This window comes from Roseibium limicola (assembly GCF_017313085.1).
Lineage (GTDB): Bacteria > Pseudomonadota > Alphaproteobacteria > Rhizobiales > Stappiaceae > Roseibium > Roseibium limicola.
Genome location: NZ_JAFLNF010000001.1, coordinates 280,740 through 307,085, shown reverse-complemented (window position 1 = coordinate 307,085; position 26,346 = coordinate 280,740). Strand labels below are relative to the sequence as shown.

The 26,346-nt window shown below is 57.6% G+C and carries 31 protein-coding genes; 11 read left to right on the top strand and 20 right to left on the bottom strand.

Features of this window, described 5'->3' with window-relative positions; all coding sequences use genetic code 11:
- The first annotated feature begins 30 nt into the window (after positions 1–30).
- Genes J0X15_RS01340 through J0X15_RS01330 form a run of 3 tightly spaced genes read left to right on the top strand, consistent with a single transcriptional unit; the run spans position 31 to position 2,341 of the window.
- Entirely contained in the window at positions 31–792 is a 762-nt protein-coding gene (locus J0X15_RS01340; RefSeq protein WP_206937596.1) for an ABC transporter permease, read from the top strand.
- 10 nt (positions 793–802) lie between these two features.
- On the top strand, positions 803–1,579 hold the full coding sequence (locus tag J0X15_RS01335) for an ABC transporter ATP-binding protein (protein WP_408015315.1): 777 nt from the start codon (positions 803–805) through the stop codon (positions 1,577–1,579).
- Between the two features lie 9 nt (positions 1,580–1,588).
- A complete protein-coding gene (locus tag J0X15_RS01330; RefSeq protein ID WP_206937592.1) occupies positions 1,589–2,341 on the top strand; it encodes an ABC transporter permease in 753 nt (250 codons plus the stop codon).
- Between the two features lie 65 nt (positions 2,342–2,406).
- Here J0X15_RS01330 and ychF read toward each other — a convergent pair whose 3' ends face one another.
- From ychF to J0X15_RS01300, 6 genes are all read right to left on the bottom strand, one after another.
- Positions 2,407–3,507, bottom strand: a complete 1,101-nt coding sequence (gene ychF / locus J0X15_RS01325) for a redox-regulated ATPase YchF (protein WP_206937589.1) — start codon at positions 3,505–3,507, stop codon at positions 2,407–2,409.
- A gap of 148 nt (positions 3,508–3,655) precedes the next feature.
- A complete protein-coding gene (locus J0X15_RS01320; protein WP_209014989.1) occupies positions 3,656–4,468 on the bottom strand; it encodes a mechanosensitive ion channel family protein in 813 nt (270 codons plus the stop codon).
- A 157-nt stretch (positions 4,469–4,625) separates the two neighbouring features.
- Complete coding sequence (locus J0X15_RS01315) at positions 4,626–5,675, bottom strand: ribonuclease T2 family protein (RefSeq protein ID WP_206937587.1); 1,050 nt, start codon at positions 5,673–5,675, stop codon at positions 4,626–4,628.
- Positions 5,676–5,802: 127 nt separating this feature from the next.
- Positions 5,803–6,837, bottom strand: coding sequence for a ribonuclease T2 family protein (locus J0X15_RS01310; protein ID WP_206937585.1), 1,035 nt, complete (start codon positions 6,835–6,837; stop codon positions 5,803–5,805).
- 91 nt (positions 6,838–6,928) lie between these two features.
- Positions 6,929–7,705, bottom strand: coding sequence for an aminoacyl-tRNA hydrolase (gene pth / locus J0X15_RS01305; RefSeq protein ID WP_206937584.1), 777 nt, complete (start codon positions 7,703–7,705; stop codon positions 6,929–6,931).
- 113 nt (positions 7,706–7,818) lie between these two features.
- Complete coding sequence (locus J0X15_RS01300; RefSeq protein ID WP_206937583.1) at positions 7,819–8,448, bottom strand: 50S ribosomal protein L25/general stress protein Ctc; 630 nt, start codon at positions 8,446–8,448, stop codon at positions 7,819–7,821.
- A gap of 424 nt (positions 8,449–8,872) precedes the next feature.
- On the opposite strand from J0X15_RS01300, the gene J0X15_RS01295 reads away from it, so the two are divergent.
- The gene (locus J0X15_RS01295; protein WP_206937582.1) at positions 8,873–9,247 is read left to right on the top strand and encodes a DUF930 domain-containing protein; all 375 of its coding nucleotides are present in this window, start codon (positions 8,873–8,875) and stop codon (positions 9,245–9,247) included.
- 75 nt (positions 9,248–9,322) lie between these two features.
- Here J0X15_RS01295 and J0X15_RS01290 read toward each other — a convergent pair whose 3' ends face one another.
- The 6 genes from J0X15_RS01290 to lgt all read right to left on the bottom strand — a co-directional run bounded on the left by J0X15_RS01290 (position 9,323) and on the right by lgt (position 15,113).
- Entirely contained in the window at positions 9,323–10,255 is a 933-nt protein-coding gene (locus J0X15_RS01290) for a ribose-phosphate pyrophosphokinase (protein ID WP_206937581.1), read from the bottom strand.
- Between the two features lie 264 nt (positions 10,256–10,519).
- Positions 10,520–10,876, bottom strand: coding sequence for a hypothetical protein (locus J0X15_RS01285; protein ID WP_206937580.1), 357 nt, complete (start codon positions 10,874–10,876; stop codon positions 10,520–10,522).
- Between the two features lie 243 nt (positions 10,877–11,119).
- Entirely contained in the window at positions 11,120–12,277 is a 1,158-nt protein-coding gene (locus J0X15_RS01280; RefSeq protein WP_206937579.1) for a M24 family metallopeptidase, read from the bottom strand.
- A 40-nt stretch (positions 12,278–12,317) separates the two neighbouring features.
- Positions 12,318–13,085: a peptidoglycan editing factor PgeF gene (gene pgeF, locus J0X15_RS01275; RefSeq protein ID WP_206937578.1), complete on the bottom strand. Its 768-nt coding sequence runs from the start codon at positions 13,083–13,085 to the stop codon at positions 12,318–12,320.
- Between the two features lie 93 nt (positions 13,086–13,178).
- Entirely contained in the window at positions 13,179–14,261 is a 1,083-nt protein-coding gene (locus tag J0X15_RS01270) for a class I SAM-dependent methyltransferase (protein WP_206937576.1), read from the bottom strand.
- Positions 14,262–14,288: 27 nt separating this feature from the next.
- Complete coding sequence (gene lgt, locus J0X15_RS01265; RefSeq protein ID WP_206937574.1) at positions 14,289–15,113, bottom strand: prolipoprotein diacylglyceryl transferase; 825 nt, start codon at positions 15,111–15,113, stop codon at positions 14,289–14,291.
- 238 nt (positions 15,114–15,351) lie between these two features.
- Between lgt and J0X15_RS01260 the strand changes: the two genes are divergently transcribed.
- From J0X15_RS01260 to J0X15_RS01235, 6 genes are all read left to right on the top strand, one after another.
- Entirely contained in the window at positions 15,352–15,636 is a 285-nt protein-coding gene (locus tag J0X15_RS01260; RefSeq protein ID WP_206937572.1) for an accessory factor UbiK family protein, read from the top strand.
- 357 nt (positions 15,637–15,993) lie between these two features.
- Complete coding sequence (locus J0X15_RS01255) at positions 15,994–16,494, top strand: type III secretion system chaperone family protein (RefSeq protein WP_206937571.1); 501 nt, start codon at positions 15,994–15,996, stop codon at positions 16,492–16,494.
- Positions 16,491–17,312 (top strand): pyrroline-5-carboxylate reductase, encoded by an 822-nt coding sequence (gene proC / locus J0X15_RS01250; RefSeq protein WP_206937569.1) that lies wholly within the window; start codon positions 16,491–16,493, stop codon positions 17,310–17,312. Before J0X15_RS01255 ends, proC begins: the two co-directional genes overlap by 4 nt.
- Before the next feature lie 118 nt (positions 17,313–17,430).
- On the top strand, positions 17,431–18,171 hold the full coding sequence (locus J0X15_RS01245) for a TetR family transcriptional regulator (RefSeq protein ID WP_206937568.1): 741 nt from the start codon (positions 17,431–17,433) through the stop codon (positions 18,169–18,171).
- Positions 18,172–18,278: 107 nt separating this feature from the next.
- On the top strand, positions 18,279–18,620 hold the full coding sequence (locus J0X15_RS01240; protein WP_206937565.1) for a tRNA-binding protein: 342 nt from the start codon (positions 18,279–18,281) through the stop codon (positions 18,618–18,620).
- Positions 18,621–19,127: a GNAT family N-acetyltransferase gene (locus J0X15_RS01235; RefSeq protein WP_206937563.1), complete on the top strand. Its 507-nt coding sequence runs from the start codon at positions 18,621–18,623 to the stop codon at positions 19,125–19,127.
- A 21-nt stretch (positions 19,128–19,148) separates the two neighbouring features.
- Here J0X15_RS01235 and J0X15_RS01230 read toward each other — a convergent pair whose 3' ends face one another.
- The 3 genes from J0X15_RS01230 to J0X15_RS01220 are packed head-to-tail and all read right to left on the bottom strand — an operon-like array spanning position 19,149 to position 21,836.
- Positions 19,149–20,537, bottom strand: a complete 1,389-nt coding sequence (locus J0X15_RS01230) for an ATP-binding protein (protein ID WP_206937562.1) — start codon at positions 20,535–20,537, stop codon at positions 19,149–19,151.
- Between the two features lie 20 nt (positions 20,538–20,557).
- Positions 20,558–21,247: a response regulator gene (locus J0X15_RS01225; protein ID WP_206937560.1), complete on the bottom strand. Its 690-nt coding sequence runs from the start codon at positions 21,245–21,247 to the stop codon at positions 20,558–20,560.
- Positions 21,248–21,251: 4 nt separating this feature from the next.
- A complete protein-coding gene (locus J0X15_RS01220) occupies positions 21,252–21,836 on the bottom strand; it encodes a MarR family winged helix-turn-helix transcriptional regulator (RefSeq protein ID WP_206937556.1) in 585 nt (194 codons plus the stop codon).
- Positions 21,837–22,079: 243 nt separating this feature from the next.
- Here J0X15_RS01220 and J0X15_RS01215 point away from each other — a divergent pair, with 243 nt between their 5' ends.
- Positions 22,080–22,982 carry a branched-chain amino acid aminotransferase gene (locus J0X15_RS01215; RefSeq protein WP_206937554.1) on the top strand — a complete coding sequence of 301 codons (903 nt, stop codon included), beginning with the start codon at positions 22,080–22,082 and terminating at the stop codon, positions 22,980–22,982.
- 91 nt (positions 22,983–23,073) lie between these two features.
- Here J0X15_RS01215 and J0X15_RS01210 read toward each other — a convergent pair whose 3' ends face one another.
- From J0X15_RS01210 to J0X15_RS01190, 5 genes are all read right to left on the bottom strand, one after another.
- On the bottom strand, positions 23,074–24,342 hold the full coding sequence (locus J0X15_RS01210; protein ID WP_206937552.1) for a multidrug effflux MFS transporter: 1,269 nt from the start codon (positions 24,340–24,342) through the stop codon (positions 23,074–23,076).
- A 173-nt stretch (positions 24,343–24,515) separates the two neighbouring features.
- Positions 24,516–24,998 carry a molybdenum cofactor biosynthesis protein MoaE gene (locus J0X15_RS01205; RefSeq protein WP_206937551.1) on the bottom strand — a complete coding sequence of 161 codons (483 nt, stop codon included), beginning with the start codon at positions 24,996–24,998 and terminating at the stop codon, positions 24,516–24,518.
- A gap of 1 nt (position 24,999) precedes the next feature.
- Positions 25,000–25,251, bottom strand: coding sequence for a molybdopterin converting factor subunit 1 (moaD, locus tag J0X15_RS01200; protein WP_206937549.1), 252 nt, complete (start codon positions 25,249–25,251; stop codon positions 25,000–25,002).
- A 57-nt stretch (positions 25,252–25,308) separates the two neighbouring features.
- Entirely contained in the window at positions 25,309–25,887 is a 579-nt protein-coding gene (gene pgsA / locus J0X15_RS01195) for a CDP-diacylglycerol--glycerol-3-phosphate 3-phosphatidyltransferase (protein ID WP_206937547.1), read from the bottom strand.
- 110 nt (positions 25,888–25,997) lie between these two features.
- A complete protein-coding gene (locus J0X15_RS01190) occupies positions 25,998–26,285 on the bottom strand; it encodes an HlyU family transcriptional regulator (RefSeq protein ID WP_206937545.1) in 288 nt (95 codons plus the stop codon).
- Positions 26,286–26,346: the final 61 nt, after the last annotated feature.

Below are 26,346 nucleotides of genomic sequence, written 5' to 3'. Positions count from 1 at the left end.
CGCATTCGGTTCTGGAGGGATAGAAACACAATGGTCAGCCGTTCGCTGCAACTCAAGATCCTGTCCGCGATCATCGTATTCGGCGCCTGGGAAATCGCCGGACGCATCCCGGTCAGCTATGCATTCCCGACTTTTATAGATTCCATGGTGGCGTTGGTGCGCATGGCCTTCGACGGCACGCTCCTTGTGGCCTACGGAGAGACACTCAAGCCGCTCGTTGTGGGGATCCTCATCTCTTCCATTTTCGGCATTGGCATCGGTCTGTGGATCGGGCTGAGCGAAAAGTTCGACTGGCTGTTTTCGCCGATCTTCATCGTGATGCAGGCCGCGCCGCTTGCGGCTCTGATCCCGATCCTGGTGATGGCCTATGGCATTGGCCTCACGTCCAAGGTTTTCGTCGTCTGCATCATGGCCATGCCGGTGATCGTGCTGAACACTGCGGGGGCTGTGCGCAATACACCAGCGTCGATCAAAGAGATGGGCAAGTCCTACCTGGGGTCGGACATGGATATCATTACGAAGATCATCTTGCCGTCGGCCTCGCCCGTCATCTTCTCAGGTCTTCGGCTTGGGGTCTCTGCCGGCTTCATCGGGGCCATTCTGGCCGAGCTCAAGATTACCCCAACCGGGGTGGGCGACATCATCACCTACAGCCGTTCGATTGCCGACTATCCGGCGATGTATGCGGCAATCTTCTCCATCATCATGCTCGCTGTCCTGTTCCTCAATCTGCTGGAACGGATCGAGGTTTATCTGTTTGAAGGAAATGTCCGTGGTTATGCCTCAGATTAAGGAAGCTGTGATGCAGCTGGACGTGTCCGGCACCGAGAATGCGGTGGTCGCACGTAACGTTTCGAAGAACTATGGCAAGGTAGAAGCTCTCAAGAACATGTCTCTTGAGTTTCCGCGAGGACAGCTCACTTCGCTGCTGGGGCCGTCTGGCTGTGGCAAGACGACATTGCTCAAGATCATCGGGGGGCTGCTGCAGCCGACGTCCGGTGAGATCGAGGTCAACGGCAAGCCGGTGAACGCGCCGGGTCCTGACCGGGCGTTTGTGTTTCAGGACTTTGCACTGATGCCTTGGGCCAACGTCATTCGTAATGTGGCCTTCGGGTTGGAATTGCGCGGTGTTGCCAAGTCGGAACGCGAAGCCATTGCAGAGAAATATATTGCGGATGTGGGCCTGAAAGGCTTCGAGAAAAGCTATCCGCATGAGCTGTCCGGCGGCATGCGTCAGCGTGTCGGTCTGGCAAGGGCGCTCTCCGTTGATGCGGATGTCTTGTTGATGGATGAGCCGTTTTCGGCAGTCGACGAGCAGACCCGGCGCAAGTTCCAGGAGGACCTGCTGCGTCTGGTTCAGAATGAGAACAAGACGTTCATCTTCGTCACCCATTCGATCGAAGAAGCGGTCTATGTCTCCGACCAGATTGCCATTCTGCTGCCGCGCCCGAGCCGGGTGTCGGAGATCATCCGCCCGACCGGGTTCAGGTCAATGGATGCAGACACCATTCGCCGTAATCCGGAGTATCTGGATATCGTTGATCGCATTTGGGCGTCCTTGCGCTCCTACGTGGAATAGGAGGGTAGCATGACAGTCTTTGGTATTCGCCTGCCAGCCATGTCCTCGCTCATTCTGTGGGCGCTGTTGTGGGAGATCGTCGGGCAGCTCGACCTGACCTTCTTCATCCCGCCGCTGAGCGAGGTGGTGGTCACGCTTACAGGCGTCATTGGCACCAGTTCCTTTCTCAAGGCCTTGTCGGAAACGGCCTATGCCTTTGCTATGGGGGTGTTCTTTGCGGTGGTGATCGGCATTCCTGTCGGCATCCTGATGGGCAAGAACAGGCTAACGGACGAGTTGCTGTTGCCTTGGGTCAACATGTTCCTCAGCGCGCCTCTGACGGCGCTGGTGCCCGTGCTCATGGTGCTGTTCGGCTTCGGCATGAAGTCGATCATCATCACGACCACACTGTTCGCGATCTGGATCATCATCCTGAACACACGCGCAGGCGTGCTGCAGATCAACCGGTCCCTGGTGGAAATGGCGCATAGCTATGGCGCAAAGCCGTTGGCTGCCTTCTACAAGATCTATTTCTGGGCAGCGTTGCCGGAGATCCTTGGTGGGGTTCGGATCGGGATCATCCGCGCGGTGAAAGGCGTGATCATCGGTCAGCTTCTAATCTCGATTGTCGGCTTCGGAGCACTGTTCGAGCTTTATGCGAGCAACTTCCTGATGTCACATTTCTGGGCTGTGCTGATCGTGCTCTTTGCCTTGGCTTTCTCGGTGTCAGAGATCCTTGCCTACATGGAACGCAGGGTCGCCTATTACGCGGCCAGCCGCTGAGCCAAAAGAAAACCGGCCGGGATGTATCCCGGCCGGTTTTAAAAATATTGAGGCTTTGGCAGAGCTTAGGTGTTGAACTTGAACAGCAGGACATCGCCGTCCTTCACCACATATTCCTTGCCTTCGTCGCGTGCCTTGCCAGCTTCCTTCGCCGGGCCTTCACCGCCCAGAGTGACGTAGTCGTCATAGGCAATGGTCTGAGCGCGGATGAAGCCGCGTTCGAAGTCGGTATGGATCACGCCGGCAGCGCCAGGTGCCTTCGTGCCATCGGTGATGGTCCAGGCTCTGGTTTCCTTCGGGCCCGCCGTGAAGTAGGTGATCAGGCCCAGCAGCTCGTAACCTGCGCGGATCAGACGGTCCAGGCCGGGTTCTTCCAAGCCGAGAGTTTCCAGGAACTCTTCCTGCTCTGCCTGATCGAGCTGTGAGACTTCGGCTTCAATCGCTGCAGAAATCACGACGGCAACTGCGCCTTCTTCCTCAGCCCGTGCCTTGACCTTGTCTGAAAGCGCGTTGCCCTTGTCGGCAGACGCTTCTTCAACGTTGCAGACATAGAGCACTGGCTTGGATGTCAGCAGGTTGAGGCCGTTGAGGATCTTGCGCTCGTCCGGATCGCTCAGCTTCATGGTGCGAACCGGCTTGCCATCCTGCAGCAGCTCAAGAGCGGCTTCCATGATCGGCACTGTGGCCTTGGCTTCCTTGTCACCGGAGCTGGCTTTTTTCTTCAGCGGCGCAATGCGACGCTCAAGGCTTTCCATGTCGGCGACCATCAGCTCGGTCTCGACGGTTTCTGCATCGGCCAGAGGGTCGATGGAACCCTCGACGTGGGTGATGTCGTCATCTTCGAAGCAGCGCAGCACATGGGCAATCGCGTCTACTTCACGGATATTAGCAAGAAACTGGTTGCCCAGCCCTTCGCCCTTCGACGCACCACGAACCAGCCCGGCAATATCAACGAAGGTGATACGGGTCGGAATGATTTCCTTGGAGCCTGCAATCTTGGCGATGGCGTTCATGCGGGAATCCGGAACGCCCACTTCGCCGGTGTTCGGTTCAATGGTGCAGAAAGGATAGTTTGCCGCCTGAGCAGCCGCGGTCTTGGTGAGCGCGTTGAAGAGCGTGGACTTGCCGACATTCGGTAGTCCAACGATGCCGCACTGGAAACCCATGGGTAATCGCTTTCGGTTCGAGGGCTTTTCTTTGCCGCTATGTGCCGGATGGAAGGGACAAGGTCAAGCATCGCTTGGGGTCTGATACGCAAAGAGCCGCCCGAAGGCGGCTCTGACAACATTGTATGCGATGGCAAGGTGACCCGCCTCAGCTGGAGGGGACCTGCACCATGTGCGGGAAGGGAATAGAAACGCCACCGGCGTCGAAAGCTTCCTTCACTTTTTTGATCATGTCCGTCTTCAGGCCCCAGAGATCGCCGGAGGCACACCACAGGCGCACCGAGATGTCGACCGAGCTGTCACCCAGATTGGTGACGCCGATCCACGGAGCGGGGTCGTCATGGACGCGCTCGTCTTCTGCGGCAAGCTTGCGGATGATCTCCATAGCCTCGTTGATGTTATCGCTGTAATCGATACCGAAGACGAGATCGCAGCGGCGGGTCGGGTGGACAGCATAGTTGGTGATCACCGACCCCCAGGCCTTGCCGTTTGGCATCAGGATCTGGACGTTGTCTGCAGTCGCAAGCTCGGTCATGAACAGGTTGATGTCCTTTACCGTGCCCGTGGTGCCGCCGATATCGACAAACTGACCAACCTTGTAAGGCCGAAACAGGATTAGCATGACGCCGGCAGCGAGATCGCCGAGGGTGCCCTGGAGCGCCAGACCTATGGCCAGAGACGCAGCACCGAGAATGGCAACGAGGGACGTTGCCTGGATACCAAATAGCTGCAGCACCGCAATGACAGTGATTACGAGAATGAGATACTTCGCGACCGAAGACGCAAAGGACCCGAGCGTATCGTCGATCCTCGGGCTGGCATTGACGCGTGACTTGATCAAGCGACTGACAAAGCCTGCCAGAATCCAGCCGACGGCCAGAACGACGACAGCTTTCACGGCGCTGATGATCAAGGGCAAATAGACGGTGACTTGCGCGACTGCGCTATCCATTGTGTCCATGGAAAATCCTTCAGATGTTCGGTCTCTGCCAGCTTGATCAGGTTCTTGGGAGGGCGGCGGCAGAGTTTCGTTAAACTCTTCGAAAGGATAGCCTGCTCGTTGTGGATCACAAGAGATAAATCAGTGTAATCGTTACGTGAAAATGCCGATCCTGGGGCTATTGCAAGCCGGCGGGGTCGATCAGAACATCCAGGCATCCGGCAGGTGCCGTGGGGGCTGCGCGTAGTAAGTCACCCAGACTGCTTTCTTCGTCGATCTCGCCGGACAGGTAGAACCAAAGTTCTGTCAGAAGGATGCGGGATCCGTCGTTGGTGCATTTGATTGTGACCCGCTCCCCTGCACCTCCCCCAAAGGCTTCATCAAAAGCGTTGCGAATGGCGGTGGCTGTTAGTTGGCGTCCGACGTTGGCTGTCAGCAGATCGACGGCGGCTGATCCATTGATAAGGCTCGTCAGATAGAGGGTGTCATCGTAGTATTCATCGCTGCCACCCGCACCGAAGTAGCACGTGCCGTGCTTGATCCACTCGTGGTGATGCAGATGACTGGCAGTGCCTGGCATAAGCACGCTCAGTTCGTCCGCCGTATCAAGATCAAGTTGTGGGGCAGGCAACTGGTGCCAGGTTGCGGGCGTATCCCTGGCGCGTACAGGAGAGCTTACGCCGCAATACTCCTTGCCGCGCGGCTGCGGCCAGAGACCGTGGATTGAAAGCTGTTGGCTTGCCGCAGGAAGTAGGCCAGCGTTGAGGTCCAAACATTCTGTCTTGGAGGGGCGGGTTTCGCAGAAGGCAGGTTGCCAGCTCAACGTCAGCAGATTTTGCGTCGACTCCGTTCCGCCATTTGTTATGGGGAGAGCGGAAGACGGGATTGGGCTTTCCGGCTGAGCTGGATTGAATTGCGAGGCGACGACATGCTTGCCGCAGGACGCGCTGATCCATCGATCCTCAGTGACAGGCGCGCCGGGAATTCTGACGAGAAAGAAGTCGCCATTGGATTTGTTCTGGCCCACGGCGTCGTATGCGTGGCGAGGTATGGTGAGGACATTGCCGGGGTTGGTCAGTTTGTTTTTAGACTGGTAGGCTTCGCATGGTTCGAAGGCAATGAAGTGGCCTTCCAGTTTGAACTGGGCAGTTGCTGGAGCGTTTGCGAGAGTACTGAGGGCTGTGACCAGTCCCAAAAAAACCTTAACGGACAACACCATATATCGCATGACTTTGCCTTCCAGCGCGTGTTTGTCGACGTAACACACCTTGGATTGTAGTGCGACGCGTGTGCAAGTTAAAGGCGTTGCTTTGCGTTAACTTGGATTCGCGACCAGTTTGCGATGACTGCGGGCGCTACTGCTGTCCGGCTGGGTCGATGATCGCGCTTCTGCAGCCGCCGCGGGCTTTTCGCGCATTCCGTGTCAACGTGCCGAGACCGCTTTCGGGTGAAATATGGCCATTGAGGTTGATCCAGAGCTCGCTCAGCAGAACTCTTCTGCCATCATTTGCACACTTGATGCTGACGCGATCACCGGTGCCTGGGCCAAATGCCTTGTCGAAGGCTGTGCGGATCGTGGAGGTTGAAAGCTCACGGCCGATGTTGGAGGTGAGCAGATCCACAACCGCAGAATGGTTTATCTCTTCGGTGAGTTGGATCATGTCGTCGAAATACTCGTCCGCCCCTCCTGCGGCAAGATAGCAGGTGCCATGCTTGATCCACTCGTGCCTATGTAAATCGCTGGCTGCACCAGGCATGAGCTGGGCCAGCTTCTTTGCGGTGGCTCGGTCAATGTCGGGCGCAGGCAGGTTGCGCCAGGACGAGCGATCAAGGGCCTTGTCGCGAGAAGAAACGTTACAATACTCTTTGTCGCGCGGCTGTGGCCACAGTCCATGGATGGAAAAGCGACGGGCAGCATTGGGAAGGCGGTTGTTGTTCAGGGCCTTACATTCACGCTTGCGCGGTCGGTCCTCGCAGAATGCTGGCAACCAGTTCAACACGAGCACATTGTTGGTCGATTCACGCGCGGGGGTGGCCTGCTTGCTGGGACGCTTCGTGTCAGGTGTGATGCTTGCCTTGCGTGAGGCTTGAGGCGTCCCGCAGACGGTGCTGATCCAGCGTTTCTCCTCTCCTGGCGCACCGGGGATCCGGATGAGGTAAAATTCGCCCTGAGGCTTGTTGAGCGCGAGGAGAGGGTAAATTTGGCCCTCAACCGTTTCCACCTTGCCGGGGTTGCTGCGTCGCTTGGCGGACTGATAGGCCTCGCAGGATTTGCTGGCCAGGATGTAACCGTCCATTTTGACCTGAGCCAGGCCCGGGGACACACTGAGGGCGGCTACAGCGCAGGCGAAGGTGAGGCACTTCAGCAAGTAAGTGGATTTGAAGGTCATGGCAGTTCCCTGCGACTGATTTCCGAAAGCCCCGCTTTAGGCCTTCGGGAGTGTGTGCCATACGTGTCGTAATGGCGAGACGAAGCTGGGTTCAATCCTTGTTGAGCAGCTTTTTCAGCATCTCTGCCATAGGGCCGGACTTTGGCAGGTTGGACGTGACCTGCTGCCGTGCCTGCCGGATGTGGCTCTGGGCTTTTGGCTTTTTCGGCGTGGCGCTTGGGACAGCTGCTGTGGCCGTCTTCTCAGCGGTTTTGGGTTGCTCGTCGGTGGATGGCTTTTTCTCGCGGCGGGTTTTTTCCGGTGTCAGCACCAGCGTCAGCTTGTTGGCAAACTGGCTGTCCTGACCGTCAGCGAGGAGCCCGGCGTTGTCGGCAATCTCCATCAGGAGCGGTTCAAGCCACTCCCGGTCACCCTTGGCGAAATCACCGAGGACATAGTTGGAGACCAGCTTTTTATCGCCTGGATGGCCAATACCAAGGCGAAGACGCCGGAAGTCGGCGCCGATGTGCGCGGTGATCGACCGCAGGCCATTTTGCCCGCCGTGGCCGCCCCCGGCTTTCATGCGGAATTTTGCAGCCGGAAGGTCCAGTTCGTCGTGGATCACGACGATGTCGGCCGGCTCAAGCTTGAAGAAGCGCATGGCTTCTCCGACCGAGCGCCCGCTGTCATTCATGAAGGTTGATGGTTTCAGAAGAAGAACTTTGTCAGATCCGAGACGACCTTCGCTGACCTGGCCCTGAAAGCGTGGCCGCCAGGGGGGGAAGCCGGAATTGCGCCGATGAATTTCATCGACGGCGAGGAAGCCGATGTTGTGCCGATTGTGCTCATATTTGGCGCCCGGGTTACCCAGGCCGACAATCAGCTTCATCCCAATGCCTCTTGCAGGTCTTCAAATACACAAAAACCGCTGACGGGTCAGCGGTCTGGAAGTGGGAAGGCGGAGAACCGTCTTCCCACGAAAAGCGTTTGGGGAGCGCACTATTAAGCTTCGCTCTCGCCTTCGGCTTCTGTTTCTTCTGCGTCGTCATTGTCGTCGGACTTCAGGCCAGCCGGAGACGCGATCGTTGCAACAGTGAAGTCGCGATCGGTAATGGTTGGCTCACAGCCCTTCGGCAGGGTCGTTGCAGAGATGTGGATCGAATCGCCGAGATTGAACGCCGAGAGGTCAAAGTCGATTGATTCCGGAATGGACGTTGCTGGAACGTTCATTTCCACAGTGTGACGTACGATGTTCAGCACGCCACCCTTCTTGATACCCGGGCAGGTTTCTTCGTTGAGGAAGTGAACCGGGATTTCAACGGTCAGGGTAGAGCCCTTGGTAACGCGCAGGAAATCAACGTGAACCAGTTCGTCACGAACTGGATGCAGCTGGAAATCCTTGGCGATAACCTGGTGCTTCTTACCGTCAACCTCAATGGTTGCGATATGCGTCAGGAATCCGCCCTTATGCAGAGCAAGGGTGGTTTCCTTCGCAGGAATCGTAATCGGCAGTGCCGGCTTTTTGTCACCATAGATGACAGCGGGAATAAGACCTTCGCGACGTAATGCACGAGCGGCCCCCTTGCCCACCCGGTCTCGTGCCGTTGCTTTCAGCTCGTAGCCGTTAGCCATGGCAAAACTCCTTCGGATGTATAAAACATGGACCGGCGTATCCTGTGGGCCAAAGGCCACGGATCCGGAATCGGTCCAGATGCGCCTCCTCCAGGGGTGCAGACGCAGGCGGTCCTATAGCGGAAACTCCGAGAGAGTGCAAGCTTCTGGGGATCCGCGCTGCTCTGTGATCTTTCGGAAAAGGACTGGCTTGGACGCGCTCGGTCGGTTCGACTTTTGCGCATGAAGATAGAGAATTGCGGATGACTTGCCATCTATTGTCGCTTGTATCGTCAGGATTGCGTCCGTGAGTGGGGAATAAGGTCGAAAAAAACGGGCGCGGGCATCCTTGCCCATTTCTGGCCCGCTTTTTCTACGACACGTTGGGTATCTGATAGAAACTGACGCATACCTCTGGGCGAAGCGTCTTAAAACAGGGGCCATCATGAAACGAGCAAGTGGAATTGGTTTGGCGGTTTCTTTTGCCGTAATAATCCCCTCAGGGGGCATACTTGCTGCGCATGCAAGTTCGGGGATGGAGCTGATTACGCCTCAGCAGCAGCTTGAACAGCGATGCGATGTTGAGGCCATGACGCGGCTGAACGCGGACAAGGTGATCGCCTATACGTTCGAGGATCCGGTCTATAGTGACCATTCGGTCACGGCTCCAGGAGCGGCGTTCCGTCGAAAGCAGAAGTGGTTCCGGCTGTCCTACAATTGCTTGACCGATCCCGATCATCAGAAGGTAGTGAAGTTCGAGCTGGAAGTGGGCAAACAGGTGCCGCGATCTTCATGGGACCAATATTATCTCTATCCGTGAGCCCTGAGCGCCACACGGACAAAAAAAGCCGGCCACTGGGGCCGGCTTTTTGTCGTCGAAGTGGGGCTGTCAGTCTCAGCTGAAAAGGCTGGAAACCGACTTTTCGAGAGCCGTCCGGTTGATGGCTTCGCCAATCAGGGGGGCAATGGAGACCGCCCGGATGTTGGGAGCCGCCGAGATCGCAGCCGTCGGTTCGATGGAATTGGTGATCACCAATTCCTTCAGCTTGGAGGCCGAGACGCGTGCGACTGCGCCCCCGGAGAGAACGCCGTGGGTGATATAGGCCGTCACCGATTTGGCGCCCTGCTTGAGCAGGGCTTCAGCGGCGTTGCAGAGCGTGCCGCCGCTGTCGACGATGTCATCGACGAGGATACAGTCGAAACCGCTGACCTCACCGATGATGTTCATGACTTCCGATTCTCCGGGCTTGTCACGACGCTTGTCGACGATGGACAGTGGAGCCTCGATGCGCTTTGCCAGCGCACGCGCGCGAACCACGCCGCCGACATCCGGGGAGACGACCATGACATTGTCGGAAGCGTAGCGCTCCTTGATGTCGCGTGTCATCACCGGGGCGGCAAACAGGTTGTCGGTCGGGATATCGAAAAAACCCTGAATCTGTCCAGCGTGGAGATCCAGGGTCAAAATACGGTCTGCACCGGCTTCGGTGATCAGATTTGCCACCAGTTTGGCGGAAATCGGAGTTCGACCGGAAGCGCGGCGATCCTGACGGGCGTAGCCGAAATAAGGGATGACGGCGGTAATCCGGCGAGCGGAAGAACGGCGCAGCGCATCTATGATGATGAGCAGCTCCATCAAGTGGTCATTCGCCGGGTAGCTGGTTGGTTGCACGACGAAGACATCTTCGCCGCGTACGTTTTCCTGAATCTCGACGAAAATCTCCTGATCGGCGAAGCGACGGACCTGACATTTGGCCAGCGGCACTTCGAGATATTTCGAGATTTCTTCAGCGAGGGCGCGATTGGAATTGCCCGCGACGATTTTCATTGGCCGCATGTCCTTCTGGTGCGACACCGGGCGCCTAAATCGTGCTTGATCGGATGGCGGCCGGACCGGATCCCTGATGAGTTAATGCCGTGCGTCGTTTTGTTGCGCCGGTCTGCCTTGGTGGGGCGGCGCGTTTTAACAACCCAGCCTCACTCCGACAACCATGAGTCTTGCCGGAATTGGCGGAATTACGATTTTAATTAACGGAAGACCTCAGTTAGCTGGCTCAAAGGCCATCCGCTGTTCATACGAACCGTTTTAAGTCTACCTGCTGTTCAACCAGGCGCTGATTTCCACAACAGTACGCTTTGCGATTCGCCGGAGAGCATCTCCGTCGGCCGCTTGCCATGGATCGCCTGAAACGCCGTCGGCGACTTCCGTTCCCGAAATCCGTTTCAGTCTCTTGCCGCTGCCATCAACCACGTCAAAGACGTAGAACAGCGTGGCGTAGGAGGGGGCGCCGGTGGCGGAGAGATAGCCGTTGACCCGGAAGGTCGAACTCGCTCCGACGCGACGAACCAGAACAAGGCCCTGGCGATGGGCTTCTTCCCCGATCTCTTGCGACAGCTCATCGGCGATGTTGCCGGGCGCGCCGGTGAAGGGTTCAAAGGCGAAGGTCATGCGACCGTCCGAAGCACGAGGCGTCGCTCCGGCTGGCTGCAGTGCCGGAGCCGGAGTGCCGATCAGCTTGGGCGGCTCTGGCCGGTTTTGACAGGCAACAAGAACGAAAGCGGTCGCGGCAAGAGCCGTCCAGCGAAGGAGAGTCGTATTAGGCAAGGCCACGCGAATGGTCCGGTCCGATCAAGTAAAACATGTTCCGATGCCGTGGGAATCGGCAGCAGCTTGGCGAAATCATTAAAAGCTTTAGCCCGAGTTGAGCGGCAGGTCGAGAGGAAGTCGGGAAAGACATTCCGCATTACCATTCGTGGTCAGGTAGCTGCGGCCGAGAGTGACGGCAGTATCGCTAGACGAATCCATCAAAACCATATGCTGGAAGAGCACCATGTTGGGTTCGATCAGCTCATTGTTATCACGGTAGGCCATCGGCGGATCCATCCAGCTGGGTGCAAAGCGTGCCCCGAGCGAATAGCCACAGGAGTTCAATCGATGCGGCATCATGTCATGCTCATCGATCACGTCGGCATGGGCTTTGAACAGATCCCCAAACGTGTTTCCAGGCTTCATGGCTTGCTCTACAGCGGCCAGAGCCTTCCAGGCAACCGCTTCCATTTCCTGAAAACGGGCTGATGGTCTGCCAATGGGAACTGTGCGCATCAGAGCCGCATGATAGTGCCGATAACATCCGGCCCACTCCAGGGTCAGCTGGTCGGTTTCCTTGAGGATACGGCGGCCGGACTGATACCGCACCAGCAGGGCATCGCGACCCGAGCCGATGACGAATTCATTCGCGGGGTAATCGCCACCACCTTCAAGAACTGTGCCCTGGAGAATGGAGAGTATGCGGGCTTCGTCGGCGCCGCCGTGAATTTCGGGGAGGGCTTTCTCGAAAGCCAGATCGGCGAGTTCAGCGGCCTTGCGGATGTAGACAAGTTCTTCTGGCGATTTGATTGCCCGCAGGCTTGGGACCAGCGGTGAGCAATCACACAACTCTGCGAAACTGTTCAGCTGTTCTGCCAGCGCGATGCCGACAGATCCGGTCATCCCATGGGTGTCGAACTCAACACCAATGCGACCGCCGAGCATGTCCAGTTCAAACAACAGATCCTTCAGCTGACTGACCGGATTGGCATCGCCAAGGTCTACCCATATGCGGATATCGGACAACGTGGAGGTGTGACGGGCCTGCCGCTGATCGGCAGAGCGCGTCAGTAGGACCATACTGCCGTCGCGAGTGACGACAAGGGATTGGAAGAAGCAGAAACCAAACGTGTCATAGCCGGTCAGCCAGTACATGCTCTCCTGAGCGAAGAGCAGCAGACAATCCAGCTTGTCCCTTTGCATGCGAGCCCGCAGGCGGGCCAACCGGTCAGCAAATTCTTCATCGGAGAAATGCAGTGCCATTGCGCCTCGCTGTGTCGATAGGGTCGGCTGGGTGTCTGAACTAACTGCCTGTCAGCGTGATGGCAGACAGCAGTCGGCCGTAATCCGGCTCACCCCGATGGGTGGTGCGGCGGTAGGAAAAGAACTGGGTCTCTTCTGCATAGGTGCAACGGCCGAGTGCACGTGCCGCTCCGACACCAGCTTCCTGTAGCTGATGGAGGATGAAACCGGGAAGGTCGAACATGAAATGTCCGGCTTTGTCGGAAGGGGAAAAGAAGCGTTCGAATATCAGGTTGTCAGTCAGGAATCTGGCCCTGAACTCTGGCCCGACCTCATAAGCCTTTTTGGAAATCGTGGGTCCAAGAACCGCAGTTACGTCGCTTCGATGGGCTCCGAGGGCTTCCATCGCGGTCAGTGTGTTTTCAACAATGCCGCCGATGGCGCCCTTCCAGCCAGAGTGTGCAGCGCCAATGACGCGGGCTTTCGGGTCGGCAAAGAGCACCGGGCCGCAGTCGGCAGTTGCGATGCCGAGCAGCAGGCCGGGGCGGTCGGTCACCAATGCATCTCCGTGACGGCTGTCGTCCCTGCCGAAGGGGGCGGTGACCGTCAGGACATCGGCAGAATGGATTTGATGAGGCGTGATGAGCCGCGAAACTGGCAGGGAAAAATGATCGGCGGCGCGGGACCGGTTTTCCAGAACATGCTCACGGACATCATCGGATCCGAGGCCAATGTTCAAGCCGGCATAGAGTCCGTTCGAAACCCCGCCCTGACGGGTGAAAAAGGCATGGCGAATGCCAGGGTGATCGAGCTCTTCAGCGACAATCATTCTGGTGCGGTCTCCCTGATCTTGTCTCACCGGCACGGTGTTCTGCCGTTGCTCTCTGGTCGACCCGGATGATGCGGCTACTTCAGCAGCTGATCAAAACGGGTCAAGTCGGGTGGCAGTCTGACTGATTGCCAGGACTTTGAAAAGCCGTCCCATTTGCTCCGGCGCCGCAAGGCGTTCCACAGCGTCTCGAATGGCGTCTTGCTCCTCAAGCGGAAGATTGGCGCCGAGCGCCCCAGCCCGCTCCAGCAGTCCGAGACGCAGGAGAAATTCTCCCTGCTCCAAAGGTAGCTGCGCATGGGCGCCGCCCACTGTTGCCGCGTGCTGCAAGGCCTCGAAGTTGACATGTGCGGTCAGGTCCGCTTCCCCGGGGCGGGCGAAGATATCGTCAAACTGATGCTTGTGCAGGGCCTGCAATGTGTCGCCTGGGGCAGTTCGCAGATAGCCGTAGTCAATGAGGAGTGCGGTGCCCCCATAAAGAGAGATGCGTTCCCCAATCGACTGCGCAATGGCGTTGGCGCTGGGCTGGGTTTCAACGATTGTGCCGAGCGGGCAGGTGCGCAGCATTGGCGGCAGAAAGTTCTGGTCCAGTGTCGAGGTGCCTGCGCCGAAGCTCAGCTCATCTTTATCATTCAGCCCGACCAAACGTTCCCGCCAGCCATCCGGGGTCTTGATGAACTGGTGAATGGGCAGGGCATCAAAGAACTCATTGGCAACCAGCAGCAACGGTCCGTCCGGCAGAGCTTCGAGCGTATCGTAGTGGGTCGGTGAGCGGGCTGCATCGGCTAGCGTCTGACGTTGGGTCTGGCGCAGCTCTTCGCTGGTTTCGACCAGGCACAGGTTTGCGGCGGCCATGAAAGCAGGCCGTAAGCGGGCGGTGCGCAGCACGTCGGCCATCAGGGTGCCGCGGCCGGGGCCAAGTTCAACAAGCTGGAAGGAAGTGGGGGATCCCATGGCTTCCCAGGCCGACAGGAGGAAGGCGCCGATTAGTTCACCAAACATCTGACTGACTTCAGGTGCGGTGATGAAGTCACCGTCGCGCCCGAAGGGCGGTCGAGTCATGTAGTAGCCGTCGGCAGGGTCTGCCAGGCAGGTCGCCATATAGTCGGCCACGGTCATCGGGCCGTGGGCTTTCAGACGGGCCTTCAGGCGTTTTTTGAGCGGTGTATCGGTCATGCGGCTGAAATGAACTCTTGCGGTGGGTTACGCTGCCTGAGCGGCACGGCGCTTTGACCAGATCATCAGTGCTGCTCCGGCCAGAACCATAGGCAGGGACAAAAGCATCCCCATGGTCAGGAAGCCGGAGAGATAACCGATCTGTTCGTCGGGGACGCGGTAGAGTTCGACGAAGGTGCGGGCCAAACCATATCCGCATGCAAATGCCCCAGCTGTGAACCCTGGTGACTTCAACGTCTGAAAGCGGTGCGTCAGCAGCCGGATGACGAGAAACAGAAGGATACCTTCCAGTGCTGCTTCATACAGCTGACTTGGATGGCGGGCTTCGGGTCCACCGGTGGGGAAGACGATGGCCCATGCCACGTCAGAGGGGCGCCCCCAGAGTTCGGAGTTGATGAAGTTTGCGATCCTGCCAAAAAACAGTCCGATCGGCGCGGCAGCTGCTGCAAGATCGAACAGTCGCCAGAGCGATAGCTTGCGGGTGTAGGCAAACAAGGTCATCGCTGCGACGGTTCCGAGGAAGCCGCCGTGGAAGGACATGCCACCGCTCCAGACCGCCGGAATTTGCATTGGATTGGCAAGGTAATAGGCTGGATTGTAGAACAGAACATATCCTAGACGCCCTCCCAGGATGATGCCCAGAGTGCCCCAGACGACGAAGTCATCCAGATGCAGCGGAGTTGGCCGAGGCCGTGTGTCCCACAAGCGCTCGTTAAGCACAAGCGAACGCATGTACCGCCAAGCCAGAACGATGCCGACAATATAAGCCAGCGCATACCAGCGCAGGGCAAACGGGCCAATTTCGAAAATGGCCGGATCGATCATTGGGAAAGGGAGCACGTAGAGCGGCATGTGGGAAGAGCTCCTGCAGTGTTGACATCAGCCGGATGCGGTTAGGGGCGTCGACTGGCGTCCCCCTTGAAGATGCCGGGAGACGCTGGCCACATCAGTTCACCTTGCGATAAATTGGCAAGAAGGCGATTGCAAGGGCGAAGCCTGCTTGAAGTTGGCTGCAAACGCACATAGGTGTTCTACTGAAAGAAAGGCCCTGTTGCGGGGCTTCAACCGACCTGTTCGCGAGGAGTGTGCCATGACACAGGGACCCAACCGCATGTTCGATGATTTTGCCAAGCTGATGACGGATGCTGCAGGTGTTGCGCAAGGCGCCCGGCGCGAAGTCGAAACTGCCTTCCGGGCGCAGGCCGAGCGTTTCATGTCCGACATGGACCTGGTAACGCGGGAAGAGCATGAAGCCGTCAAGGACATGGCCGTCCGGGCGTTGGATCGGGTCGAGGCCCTGGAAGCCCGTCTGGAAGCTCTGGAGAAGAAACCAGCTGGGCGCGTCTCCAAGCCAGCAGATAAGTCTGCCGGCTGATCTGCCTAGACGCTTTGCTGAATTGTAAGGGCCGCGTAACCGTCGCGGCCTTTGGCGTTGTGGCAAAGAGGGAGAGTGCCACGAGAGAGCTTTGTGGTGAGGAAATGCAGAATCGGTCGTGCGCATGAATGTCCATTCGACCTCGCGTCCTCCACAGCTCTGCACAAATTAATTTCTGCAGAGCCGTATCTCGGTGCTCAAAATTGGCCCTATACTCAAAATCAACAGGGATTCGTCGCGGCGGGAAATGCCACAGGGTTCACCGCCGGACTGCCGAGGGGATACTTCCGGCTGCCCGCCATTTGGACGACACTCCCCGTGTCCAAAGGGTAGCGGATCGCGAGAGGAGAGGTCCGTATGAGCCTCATCGAGTTAGATTTCGAGCGACCTGGCAATCCCGTCGATACCATTGAGACCGTCGCAACCATCAACGACTGGACCTTCGAGCGGTCCGACGATGATGAAATCACCATATCGATGGGCGGCGTCTGGTGCGACTATCACGTCTCCTTTTCCTGGATGGAAGATGTTGAAGCCCTGCATCTGGCAGCGGCCTTTGACTTGAAGGTCACCGAGCAGCGCAAGGCTGAAGTATTGGCGTTGATGGCGCTGGTCAATGAACAGCTGTGGATGGGGCACTTCGATCTCTGGAGCCAGGAATCGGTGGTGATGTTCCGCCAATCTCTGCTGCTCGCGGGCGGTGCCGAGGCTAATCCGTCACAGATTGAAGGCCTCTTGGGCAACACTCTGGACAGCTGCGAACGCTTCTACCAATCTTTTCAATTTGTGGTCTGGGCTGGAAATAGTGCTACAGAAGCGTTGGAAGCAGCACTATTTGAAACAGCAGGCGAAGCATGATTTTTAATAAACAGCGTCCGTTCCTCCTGGTTGGTGCAGGTCGAATGGGAGGAGCGATGTTGGCGGGTTGGATCAAGCAAGGCGTCGATCCGGCCTCCATTCTTGTCAGTGATCCCCAGCCGGCGCCCGAGATGGCAGCTTTTCTGTCCGACAAGGGGATCGGTCACGTCACTTCCGTTCCTGAGGGACTGGAGCCGGCCATCATTCTGGTTGCGGTGAAGCCGCAGTTGATGAGCAAGGTTCTCCCGGGCCTCAAGTCAGTGGTGAAATCCGACACGGTTATTTTGTCGGTTGCAGCAGGCACTCCGATCTCGGTCTTCGAGACGGCCTTCGGGCAGGTCCCGGTGGCGAGGGCTATGCCGAACACGCCGGCAATGGTTGGGCGCGGCATCACTGCAGTCTATCCGACCGACCGTGTGACGAAGGCTCAAAAGGAGACCATCGACGAGTTGCTGGCGGCAGTCGGAAAGGTTGTCTGGCTCGACAACGAAGACCAGATCGACAGCGTGACTGCGGTCAGCGGCTCGGGGCCAGCCTATGTTTTCTGGATGGCAGAGTGCATGGCGGAAGCCGGCAAGGCACTGGGCCTGTCCAATGAAGTCGCACGCGCGTTGGCTGATGCCACGGTATCCGGGGCAGGTGAGCTGATGCATCAGTCCGATGACACGCCAACAACCCTGCGGCAGAACGTCACTTCGCCAAATGGCACAACAGCCGCTGCGCTTGAGGTTCTCATGGCGGAAGACGGCCTTAAGCCTTTGATGCAAAAGGCAGCAGAAGCAGCTCAGCGTCGTGCCAGAGAACTGGCCGCCGACTGAGATCTTCGGGTGCCGGATTTTTGCCTTATTCAGGCCGCTCTTCCCTTCGAGGATGAGCGGCCTATTGTTTTACAAGGCTTCTCGGGCCTTTCCCGGGTGTAATAAGGAGGTTCGTGCAATGGCCAATGCCAAAACAGCTCAGAAAATCCTGACAGCTTACATGGCTCTTCTCGGAGAGCATGATTACAACGATGTCACCCTGTCGCGGCTTGCTGAAACAGCAGATGTATCTCTGGCCACTGTGCGTGAAAACTTTGCTTCGCGAGCCGACCTGATTGCGGGTTTCGCTTCGATGATCGACCAGCAGGTTCTGGACGAAAGAGATCCGGAAATGGCGGACCAGCCAGCGCGCGACCGCCTGTTCGACGTGCTGATGACCCGTCTGGATAAGCTGGAGGCTTACAAAGCAGGTCTGAAGACGCTGATGGCTGCCGTGCGCGCTGATCCTGCCTTGGCGCTGGAGCTCAACAGTGTGGCTGTACGCTCTCAAACCTGGATGCTGACGGCCGCGGGGATCGATTTTAACGGCGTTCGCGCAAGGCTGGTGTCTCAAGGATTGGCCATCTCCTTTGCCAAGGTTCTGTGCAGCTGGCTGGATGATGCAGATCCGGGGCTTGCCCGGACGATGGCCAAGCTGGACCGCGAGTTGGACAAAGGGGAAGACTGGCTCGGCCGGATCAGCCGCGCCGAGAAGTTTGCCTGCAAGCTGCAGGCGCTTGGGTGCCGGTTGCAGAAAGCCGGTGATCGATGGCGCCAACGCCGACGTTCCGACTGGGCAGAAGATGATATGGCAGCCGGAACGAACCCGGGCATGGGGTCTGGCGTTCCCGGTGATGGCGAGGCAGCCCCTGCGGTCTAGCTGTCATTCGACACACTCACAAACTGCTATTTGAAAGGGCGTCTTGTCACCACAGGGCGCCCTTGTCATTGTCTGCTCCGAGCAAATGGGCAACTGCGGAGCGAACAGTGAGCGAGACGATTACTTTTGATGAGTTCATGAAGGTCGATATTCGGGTGGGGCAGATCGTCGAAGCTGAGGTTTTCAAGGAAGCCCGCAAGCCCGCCTACAAGATGATGATCGATTTCGGACCGGATTTCGGCGTCAAGAAATCTTCCGCCCAGATTACCAAACACTACGAACCGGAAGAGCTTATCGGTCGGCGCGTCGTGGCTGTGGTGAACTTTCCGCCACGCCAGATCGGCCCGATCCAGTCGGAAGTTTTGACACTGGGCGTGCCGGATGACGATGGCGAGGTTGTCCTGCTGGTGCCGGACAAGGATGTTCCGATCGGCGGCAGGATGTTTTGAATGAGCTTGATCCCCACGCTCCAGTCGGAGCGTCTGGTGCTGCGGCCTCAGACGGCAGACGACTGGCCAGCTTATTTCGAGCTTATGACATCGGAGCGGGCACGCTTCATGGGCGGGCCATTTGATCAATTCGGATCATGGGCGCTGTTTTGCCATGATCTGGCGCAATGGCAGCTGTTTGGCCATGGCGCTCTTATGGTTGCGCTGAAAGACGGCGGAACATGCGTTGGTCAGGTCGGCATCAATCACGGCCCGCTGTTTCCGGAAAAAGAGCTCGGCTGGATGGTTTATGAGCCACATGAGGGTAAAGGCTATGCCTCCGAGGCAGCGGAGACGTTGCGCCAATGGGCGTTTGAAACGTTGGGACTGTTGACGTTGGTGAGCTATGTCGACAAGGACAATGGCCCATCGATACGGCTTGCCGAGCGGCTTGGCGCAGTTCTGGATCCTGCAGCTAAGAGAAACGACCCGAAGGATCTGGTCTACCGTCACCCTCGGGTTGTTTAGGGGAGATTTGAAGCGTCGGCTTTACATCGGCAATCTGAGACGGGCCCGCAAGCCACCAAGTGGGCTGTCCTCGAGGTAGATTTCTCCGCCATGTCCGCGCGCAATGTCGCGAGCAATGGCCAATCCCAGCCCGCTGCCGGGCATATCCTGATTGCGTGACAGATCCAGCCGGTGGAAAGGGCGGAAGGCATCTTCCCGCTGTTCGGCAGGAATGCCCGGGCCATCATCGTCGACGGTGATGGTCAGCCAGCCCTGTTTCAAGGCGCCGTTGACCTGAACCTTTTCGCCGAATTTGGCTGCATTGGTGGCCAGATTGGCGAGGCAGCGCTTGATGGCATTGCGACGCAGCTGGACCATCGGTTCTCCCTCGTAGCGTGCCTGAATGTCGACCCCTGAAATTTCCGCTTCCTCTTCCAGCTCTTCCAGCATCAATGCCACATCAACTTCCTGAACTTCTTCGTCACCGTCTCCACGGGCAAAGGCCAGATAGTCTTCCAGCATGTGGCTCATCTCGTCGACGTCGCGGCGTAGGCCGTCAGTTTCCGGATTTGCTTCCAGCAAAGCCAGTTGGAGACGGAACCGGGTGAGGATCGTTCGCAGATCGTGACTGACGCCGGCAAGCATGGTCGTTCGCTGCTCGATCTGCCGTTCAATACGCCGACGCATTTCAATGAAGGCTTGCGACGCCTGACGGATCTCGCGAGCGCCGGAGGGGCGTAGCCGCTCTGTTGGGCGACCTTTTCCGAAACTCTCGGCGGCTTCGGCCAGTCGAACCACAGGTTTGATCTGATTGCGCAGGAACAGCATTGCGATGGAGACAAGCACCAATGATGTGGTGAACATCCAAACCAGGAAAATGTGCGAGTTCGAGGCATATGTCTGGCTGCGGCGGGCGAAAATCCGCAGGATATTCTCTTTCAGCTGGATCCGGATTTCGACAAACCGGGAGTTGCCGACCGTATCTATCCAGAATGGTTTGCCTATCGAGGTGCTGATCGCCCGGCTGAGGCCGAAGTCTATAACGTCGAAATAGGGTTTGGGTGCTGGGGAGGGCAGGGGTTCCAATGGCAGGATTGAAACCGACAGGCCAAGCACGCGTGACCCCATGTTTTCGATAAGGGCGTAGTTCTCGTCCTGCGGATAATTCTCCAGAACATAGACCATGGCCGCTATCTCGCGAACCACAGCTTCGGACATCCGTTGGGATACCAGTTCGTAGTGACGCTCCATGAACACGAAGACCAACACGGACTGCAGAATGATGATTGGCAGCAGGATGATCAGCAGGGCACGGGTATATAGCCGCTTCGGTCCAATTGCATGCAGAGCCCGGGCGATCAGCTGATATGGCAGAGCGATGGGCTTCAGCGGCCGGGGCAGGGCATGAAAAATGCGATTGAGGTTCGCCATGGGCTATGAAGGCCTTTCGCCTAGTCGCAAGCGAGCCGATAGCCGATGCCGCGCACGGTCTGAAGATATAGCGGGTTGCCGGGATCATCCTCGATCTTGCGGCGCAGTCGGTTGATCTGCACATCGACAGTTCGTTCGCCCATGCCGCTGTCGTCACCGACTATCTTGTGGCGTGGTACCGTAGCTCCGGGAAGTTCTGCGAAGATCGATAGGATCTGTTTTTCCCGGTCGGTCAGGCGTACGGGGGTTTCGCCGTTCTTCAACTCGCCTCGCGCGGCATTGTAAACATAGGGGCCAAAGTGGATTTCCGCTGGCGGCTCAGCCCTCTGCGGGCCACCGCGCCGAAGGATGGCGGAGATGCGCAGCATCAATTCGCGCGGTTCGAACGGCTTCGCAAGATAGTCATCAGCTCCGACCTCCAGTCCTGCAATGCGGTCACCTGCTTCTGAGCGAGCGGTTAGCATGATGATCGGGACCTGGGAGGATTTGCGTAACCCTGCGGCCAGCTCCAGCCCGGTCTCACCCGGCATCATGATGTCGAGGATCAACAGGTCGAAGCTCAGCCCTTCCATGAACTGGCGAGCTTCGCCAGCATTGGCTGCAGCTGTTACACGAAAGCCTTCGTCGATAAGGACCCGGCTCAGAAGGTCGCGGATGCGCTGGTCGTCATCGACCAGCAGGATGTGGTTTGCATTGTCGTCGGGCCGCATGACGTCACTTTTGTTCGGATGGGGCCGCCTGTCCCGGCCGTGCATATCGATCCGTCTTATAGATCATATTGGCGACTTCGTCGCGCACATCATCATTGATCATGGCATAGAGAAACTGGCGGACAATGTCGCTGCCGCCCTGGGGCAGGGAGGCAAGAGCTTTTTCAAGACGCACCGACTGGGGGGCCGCCAGAGCGCTGACGATGTGATGACCGCTTTCGGTTGTGTAAAGCAGCCGCTGACGCCGATCGAGCGGTCCTGGCTTCTGTTCAATGAAGTCCGAGTCGATCAACTGCTTCAGGACACGCCCGAGGCTTTGTTTGGTGATGCGCAGGATTGCCAGCAGATCGGTCACCATCATGCCCGGATTGCGGTCGACAAAGTGCAGCACGCGGTGGTGCGCACGGCCGAAGCCATAGGCGTCAAGCTTCGCGTCCGGATCCGACGTGAAATCACGGTAGGCATAAAACAGCAACTCAATCAGGTCGCAGTGAGGCATCTCACTGTCGTCTTCTCTGGGGAAAACGTTTGAGCCGTTTCGCACGCCTAGCCCTGCGTCCGGTGAGTCTTTGAAATTTACGTCAGTCATATTGACTTATTTCTGGTCGATTGTTACTCCGGTGACGCCCTGAACGAAATGTTTGATCGGCTACAGGCTATTTAGGCCTTGAAACAGAGCCGAATCCAATCATTCAATCAATTGCGTCGGGACACGATACCGATACTTGCTGCGCCGTGCAAAACCCGTGTTGAGCTTTTTAGCGGGCCTGGAGGAAGAAGCGCAGCCTGATTTATGAACAAGACCGGATTTATACCGGCAGGAGAGACGATAATGGCTGGCGTGCCTTTTGATCAGCGGGATGGCGACATCTGGTTGGACGGAAATTTCGTGCCGTGGGGCGATGCTAAGCTTCATGTGTTGAGCCACGGTTTGCATTACGCAAGCTGTGTCTTCGAAGGCGAGCGCGCCTATGAAGGCAAGATCTTCAAGTCGGCTGAACATACCACCCGCCTGCATGCATCCGCCTCGGTTTTGGGCTTCGAGATTCCCTTCACCGAAGCGCAGATCAACGAGGCCAAGGAAGCGCTGCTGAAGCGTCAGAACCTGACCAACGCCTATGTGCGTGCCTTCGCGTGGCGTGGCAGCGAAATGATGGGCGTCTCAGCTCAGCACAACACCATCCACACGGCGATTGCCGCATGGGACTGGCCGAGCTACTTCAAGCCCGAGGAGCGTTTGAAGGGTATCCGCCTGGACATGGCGACGTACCGTCGGCCTGATCCGCGGACAGCACCGTACAAGGCGAAGGCAGCTGGTCTCTACATGATTTGCACGCTGTCCAAGCATGAGGCTGAATCCAAGGGATATGCCGATGCGCTGATGCTCGACTGGCGTGGCCAGGTGGCAGAAGCAACGGGGGCCAACGTGTTCTTCATCAAGGACGGCAAGATCCATACGCCAACGCCGGACTGTTTCCTTGATGGGATTACCCGCCGTACGGTGATCGGCTTGGCCAAGGCTCAGGGGCTGGAAGTGATCGAACGGGTAATCATGCCGGAAGAACTGTCCGACTTTGAACAGTGCTTTCTAACAGGAACCGCTGCTGAAGTGACCCCGGTCTCAGAAATCGGGCCATATAACTTCCAGGTTGGCGCGATTACTCAGTCGCTGATGGAAGCTTATGATGCCACAGTTCGCGGCGGTGTCGCGGCACAGCAGGTTGCAGCTGTCTGATTATCGGAACGGCGGACTTTGCTTGAAATGACAAAGGGCGAGCCATCTGGCTCGCCTTTTTTGTGCGCACCCAGCCTCTTTGGCGTGGGCATCAATGGACTGCTTCTACGGCGACTGAATCTTCGTCGTCGTGATGCGCATTGAACAAGCGGCCCTTTTCGGCAATCAGGATAAAGCCGAGAGCGATCATACCATAGAGCGAGAAAGCGATTCCCAGGTAGAGCGTCGTGCCGTCGAACTGCTTGCCCATGATGTAACCGAGGATCGCTCCGCCGAGGGTGGTGACGAAGCCCAGAACGGAGGACGCGGTTCCGGCAATCGAGCCAAGTGGTTCCATCGCCATGGTATTGAAGTTGGCGCCGATGAAGCCAAAGCAGGACATCAGAAGAGCTGAGATGATGACGAACAGGATCAGGTTGTCCTGACCGGTGACGGAGGTCGCCAGCAAGGCAAAGCCAAGCAGGGTGAACGCGCATGTCGCCGCATGGGAAAGACGGCGCATGCCAATTGCGCCCACCAGCCGTGAATTCAGGAATGAGGCTGCCGACATGGTCAAGGCAATCGATGCGAATACCAGCGGGAACCAGACACCGAGTCCATAGACATCGACAAAGATCTGCTGGGACATGGTGATGAATGAAAACAGGCCACCGAAGACGAAGGTCATGGCCAGCATGTAGCCAAGGCTGGTGCGGCTGGAGACTGTCTTCAGATAAGCGCTGCCAATCGAGCGGACCTTTAACGGTTGCCTGTTCTCCGGCAGAAGGGTTTCCGGCAGGCGGATCCAGCACCAGACGAGCATGATGAGGCCGGCACCCAGTAACAGCGAGAAAATCCAGTGCCAACTGAAGGCCAGCAAAATGGCCTGACCAATTGACGGTGCAATGACCGGAACCGCCATGAAGATCATCATGACCAGAGACATGACCTGGCCCATGCGTCGGCCGCTGTAGCAGTCACGCACCACGGAAACGGCGATCACGCGGGTCGCTGCACAGCCAATGCCCTGAATGAGGCGCGAGAGCAGGAGCTGATCCAGCGTATTGGAGAGAAGTGATCCGACACTGGCAAGAGCGTAGAGCGCCAGCCCGGCCAACAGCAATGTTCTGCGACCGTAGGCATCGGAAATGGGTCCATAGAACAGCTGAGCGACGCCGAAACCGATCAGATAGGCAACGAGAATTTGTTGACGGTCGTTGTGGTCGACGATGTTCAGGGCCTGGCCAATATTTGGCAGGGCGGGCAACATGACATCCATCGCGAGGGCGTTCAAAGCCATGAGCGCAGCAATCATCACGACGAACTCGGCAAACGGCAGTGCCATTTTTGTTGAGGCTGGCTGTGCAGACTGCGCGGACATTCCTACTCCTGGGGCACACGTTTGGATAAACGGACTAGTTCGGAAATCAGATTCGAAGTGGCCCACAATCAGCGAAGAGCCGAGACTGAGGCGCTAAAGCCGCAGGCCAACCCAGAGCTGTTTTTATAAGTTTTTCTACTGTCGAATATTAGGAGGCTTTTGTGACTGAAGCGTTACTGTTCGACCCAGCGGTCAGCGTCTTTTTGGTCCACCGAACGGGCATTCACCCAGCTTCCATCGGCTCCATCCTTCAAGTGCTCCTTTTTCCAGAAAGGGGCCTTGGTCTTCAGGAAATCCATAAGAAAATCAGAAGCTTCAAACGCGGCGCGACGATGGCTCGAGGCGGCGACAACGAGAACAATCTGCTCTCCCGGACGAATCTTTCCGTGTCGGTGCACAACAGTTAGCCCGGTAAGTGGCCAGCGCTCAAGCGCTTCTCCGGCCAAGCGTCTGAGTTCGGCTTCCGCCATCCCTGGATAATGCTCGAGTTCAAGGGCGTCCAGGCGTCCGGCTTCATCGCGGCACAGGCCAACAAAGCTCACCAGCGCGCCGACGTCTGTGCGTCCGTCACTCAGTATCCGGGCTTCAGCGGCAGCATCGAAGTCTTCGAGTTGAACACGGACCACCGGAGTGACCGGGAGAATTTGTTGCGTCATTTTACCCACCGGTCATCGGTGGAAACAGTGCAATTTCCCGGGCTGCGCCCAGGGGGGCGTCAAGTTCCACATGTTCCTGATCCAGGGCAGCGCGAAGCGTCTCACGATCGGCAAAAGCAATGGCGTAGCTTTCGTCCTCGGCGCTCAGATGGTCAAGAAGGTCGGCGACAGTGGTTATGGAGCGAGGCAGCTCGCGCGTTTCATCATTGCGCCCGACTCTTTCACGGATTGAGGCGAAATATTTGATCTGCATGTCTTTCCCTCCAAGTCCAGTAGACCCGGTTGTACGACCTCAGGCACCCAGGGCGCTTTACTGGTCGTTCTCGATCAAATGGCCGATGCCGGCACGGAAATAGTCATAGCCTGTATATAGGGTCAGCAGCGCGGCAATCCAGAGAGCAACCAGACCGGCGATTACGGTGCCAGGCAGAACAGCTTCACCTGAAGGCCCCGCAAGCAGCAGGGCGATAGCAATCAGCTGCACGGTGGTCTTCCACTTTGCGAGCTGCGTGACCGGAACGCTTACCTGCAATTCAGCAAGGAACTCACGCAAACCAGATACCAGTATTTCGCGGCACAGAATGATAATTGCAGCGGCCAGAGACCAGCCGCCGATCGTGCCGTCGGAAGCAAGGATCAGCAGGCAGACCGAGACCAGAAGCTTGTCGGCGATCGGATCCAGCATTCGCCCGAGCGCAGACTGTTGTTGCCAAGCGCGCGCCAGATATCCGTCGAAAAAGTCAGTGATGGCGGCGATGATGAAGATGGCCAGGGCGATCCAGCGCGCCGTGTGACCCTCAAAATAGAAACACGCTGCGACAGCCGGTACAGCAGCGATCCGGCCGTAGGTCAGGATGTTCGGCAGACTGAGAACGACGCTCTTTTTCATGAAGGCCTTTTATGGGGCAAGCTCGGTTGTCGTGTGGTTAAAGGGGACACAAGCATGAGGCGGTGAGGCTGTCAACGCTGCGGGGCGTGGCTGTCGCGAGACACTCCAGACTAGTTGAAAATGGCGTCACCCTGCTGATCGATCAGCAGTTTCGCCTTGCGCAAGGTGTGCTCTGCGGCCTCGTCACGGCTCCCCATAGTGTCAGCGCGTAGAAAGGCATGGCTGCGGGTTTCGTCGTCGAAGGCCTTTTCAATTCGGCCGGCGATCTGCCACTGGCTGCCGTTCTGGCGCGGTTCCACGAAGATCTGAAAACCGTTATGGACTTCCGGCTTAACGTCCTGTTTTTCCGCGGTAGGAGCGGAAGAGGAAAACAGCCCTTTGAGCAGCTTCTTCAACATCGTCGGTCAGGTCCTTTGGCCGAGGCGTCGCACCCATGCGACTTCTTACAGGGTGATGTAT

Coding starts and splice junctions, on each gene's coding strand:
- J0X15_RS01340 (WP_206937596.1), top strand. CDS start 31: ATGGTCAGCCGTTCGCTGCAACTCAAGATCCTGTCCGCGATCATCGTA.
- J0X15_RS01335 (WP_408015315.1), top strand. CDS start 803: ATGCAGCTGGACGTGTCCGGCACCGAGAATGCGGTGGTCGCACGTAAC.
- J0X15_RS01330 (WP_206937592.1), top strand. CDS start 1,589: ATGACAGTCTTTGGTATTCGCCTGCCAGCCATGTCCTCGCTCATTCTG.
- ychF (WP_206937589.1), bottom strand. CDS start 3,507: ATGGGTTTCCAGTGCGGCATCGTTGGACTACCGAATGTCGGCAAGTCC.
- J0X15_RS01320 (WP_209014989.1), bottom strand. CDS start 4,468: ATGGACACAATGGATAGCGCAGTCGCGCAAGTCACCGTCTATTTGCCC.
- J0X15_RS01315 (WP_206937587.1), bottom strand. CDS start 5,675: ATGCGATATATGGTGTTGTCCGTTAAGGTTTTTTTGGGACTGGTCACA.
- J0X15_RS01310 (WP_206937585.1), bottom strand. CDS start 6,837: ATGACCTTCAAATCCACTTACTTGCTGAAGTGCCTCACCTTCGCCTGC.
- pth (WP_206937584.1), bottom strand. CDS start 7,705: ATGAAGCTGATTGTCGGCCTGGGTAACCCGGGCGCCAAATATGAGCAC.
- J0X15_RS01300 (WP_206937583.1), bottom strand. CDS start 8,448: ATGGCTAACGGCTACGAGCTGAAAGCAACGGCACGAGACCGGGTGGGC.
- J0X15_RS01295 (WP_206937582.1), top strand. CDS start 8,873: ATGAAACGAGCAAGTGGAATTGGTTTGGCGGTTTCTTTTGCCGTAATA.
- J0X15_RS01290 (WP_206937581.1), bottom strand. CDS start 10,255: ATGAAAATCGTCGCGGGCAATTCCAATCGCGCCCTCGCTGAAGAAATC.
- J0X15_RS01285 (WP_206937580.1), bottom strand. CDS start 10,876: ATGACCTTCGCCTTTGAACCCTTCACCGGCGCGCCCGGCAACATCGCC.
- J0X15_RS01280 (WP_206937579.1), bottom strand. CDS start 12,277: ATGGCACTGCATTTCTCCGATGAAGAATTTGCTGACCGGTTGGCCCGC.
- pgeF (WP_206937578.1), bottom strand. CDS start 13,085: ATGATTGTCGCTGAAGAGCTCGATCACCCTGGCATTCGCCATGCCTTT.
- J0X15_RS01270 (WP_206937576.1), bottom strand. CDS start 14,261: ATGACCGATACACCGCTCAAAAAACGCCTGAAGGCCCGTCTGAAAGCC.
- lgt (WP_206937574.1), bottom strand. CDS start 15,113: ATGCCGCTCTACGTGCTCCCTTTCCCAATGATCGATCCGGCCATTTTC.
- J0X15_RS01260 (WP_206937572.1), top strand. CDS start 15,352: ATGACACAGGGACCCAACCGCATGTTCGATGATTTTGCCAAGCTGATG.
- J0X15_RS01255 (WP_206937571.1), top strand. CDS start 15,994: ATGAGCCTCATCGAGTTAGATTTCGAGCGACCTGGCAATCCCGTCGAT.
- proC (WP_206937569.1), top strand. CDS start 16,491: ATGATTTTTAATAAACAGCGTCCGTTCCTCCTGGTTGGTGCAGGTCGA.
- J0X15_RS01245 (WP_206937568.1), top strand. CDS start 17,431: ATGGCCAATGCCAAAACAGCTCAGAAAATCCTGACAGCTTACATGGCT.
- J0X15_RS01235 (WP_206937563.1), top strand. CDS start 18,621: ATGAGCTTGATCCCCACGCTCCAGTCGGAGCGTCTGGTGCTGCGGCCT.
- J0X15_RS01230 (WP_206937562.1), bottom strand. CDS start 20,537: ATGGCGAACCTCAATCGCATTTTTCATGCCCTGCCCCGGCCGCTGAAG.
- J0X15_RS01225 (WP_206937560.1), bottom strand. CDS start 21,247: ATGCGGCCCGACGACAATGCAAACCACATCCTGCTGGTCGATGACGAC.
- J0X15_RS01220 (WP_206937556.1), bottom strand. CDS start 21,836: ATGACTGACGTAAATTTCAAAGACTCACCGGACGCAGGGCTAGGCGTG.
- J0X15_RS01215 (WP_206937554.1), top strand. CDS start 22,080: ATGGCTGGCGTGCCTTTTGATCAGCGGGATGGCGACATCTGGTTGGAC.
- J0X15_RS01210 (WP_206937552.1), bottom strand. CDS start 24,342: ATGTCCGCGCAGTCTGCACAGCCAGCCTCAACAAAAATGGCACTGCCG.
- J0X15_RS01205 (WP_206937551.1), bottom strand. CDS start 24,998: ATGACGCAACAAATTCTCCCGGTCACTCCGGTGGTCCGTGTTCAACTC.
- moaD (WP_206937549.1), bottom strand. CDS start 25,251: ATGCAGATCAAATATTTCGCCTCAATCCGTGAAAGAGTCGGGCGCAAT.
- pgsA (WP_206937547.1), bottom strand. CDS start 25,887: ATGAAAAAGAGCGTCGTTCTCAGTCTGCCGAACATCCTGACCTACGGC.
- J0X15_RS01190 (WP_206937545.1), bottom strand. CDS start 26,285: ATGTTGAAGAAGCTGCTCAAAGGGCTGTTTTCCTCTTCCGCTCCTACC.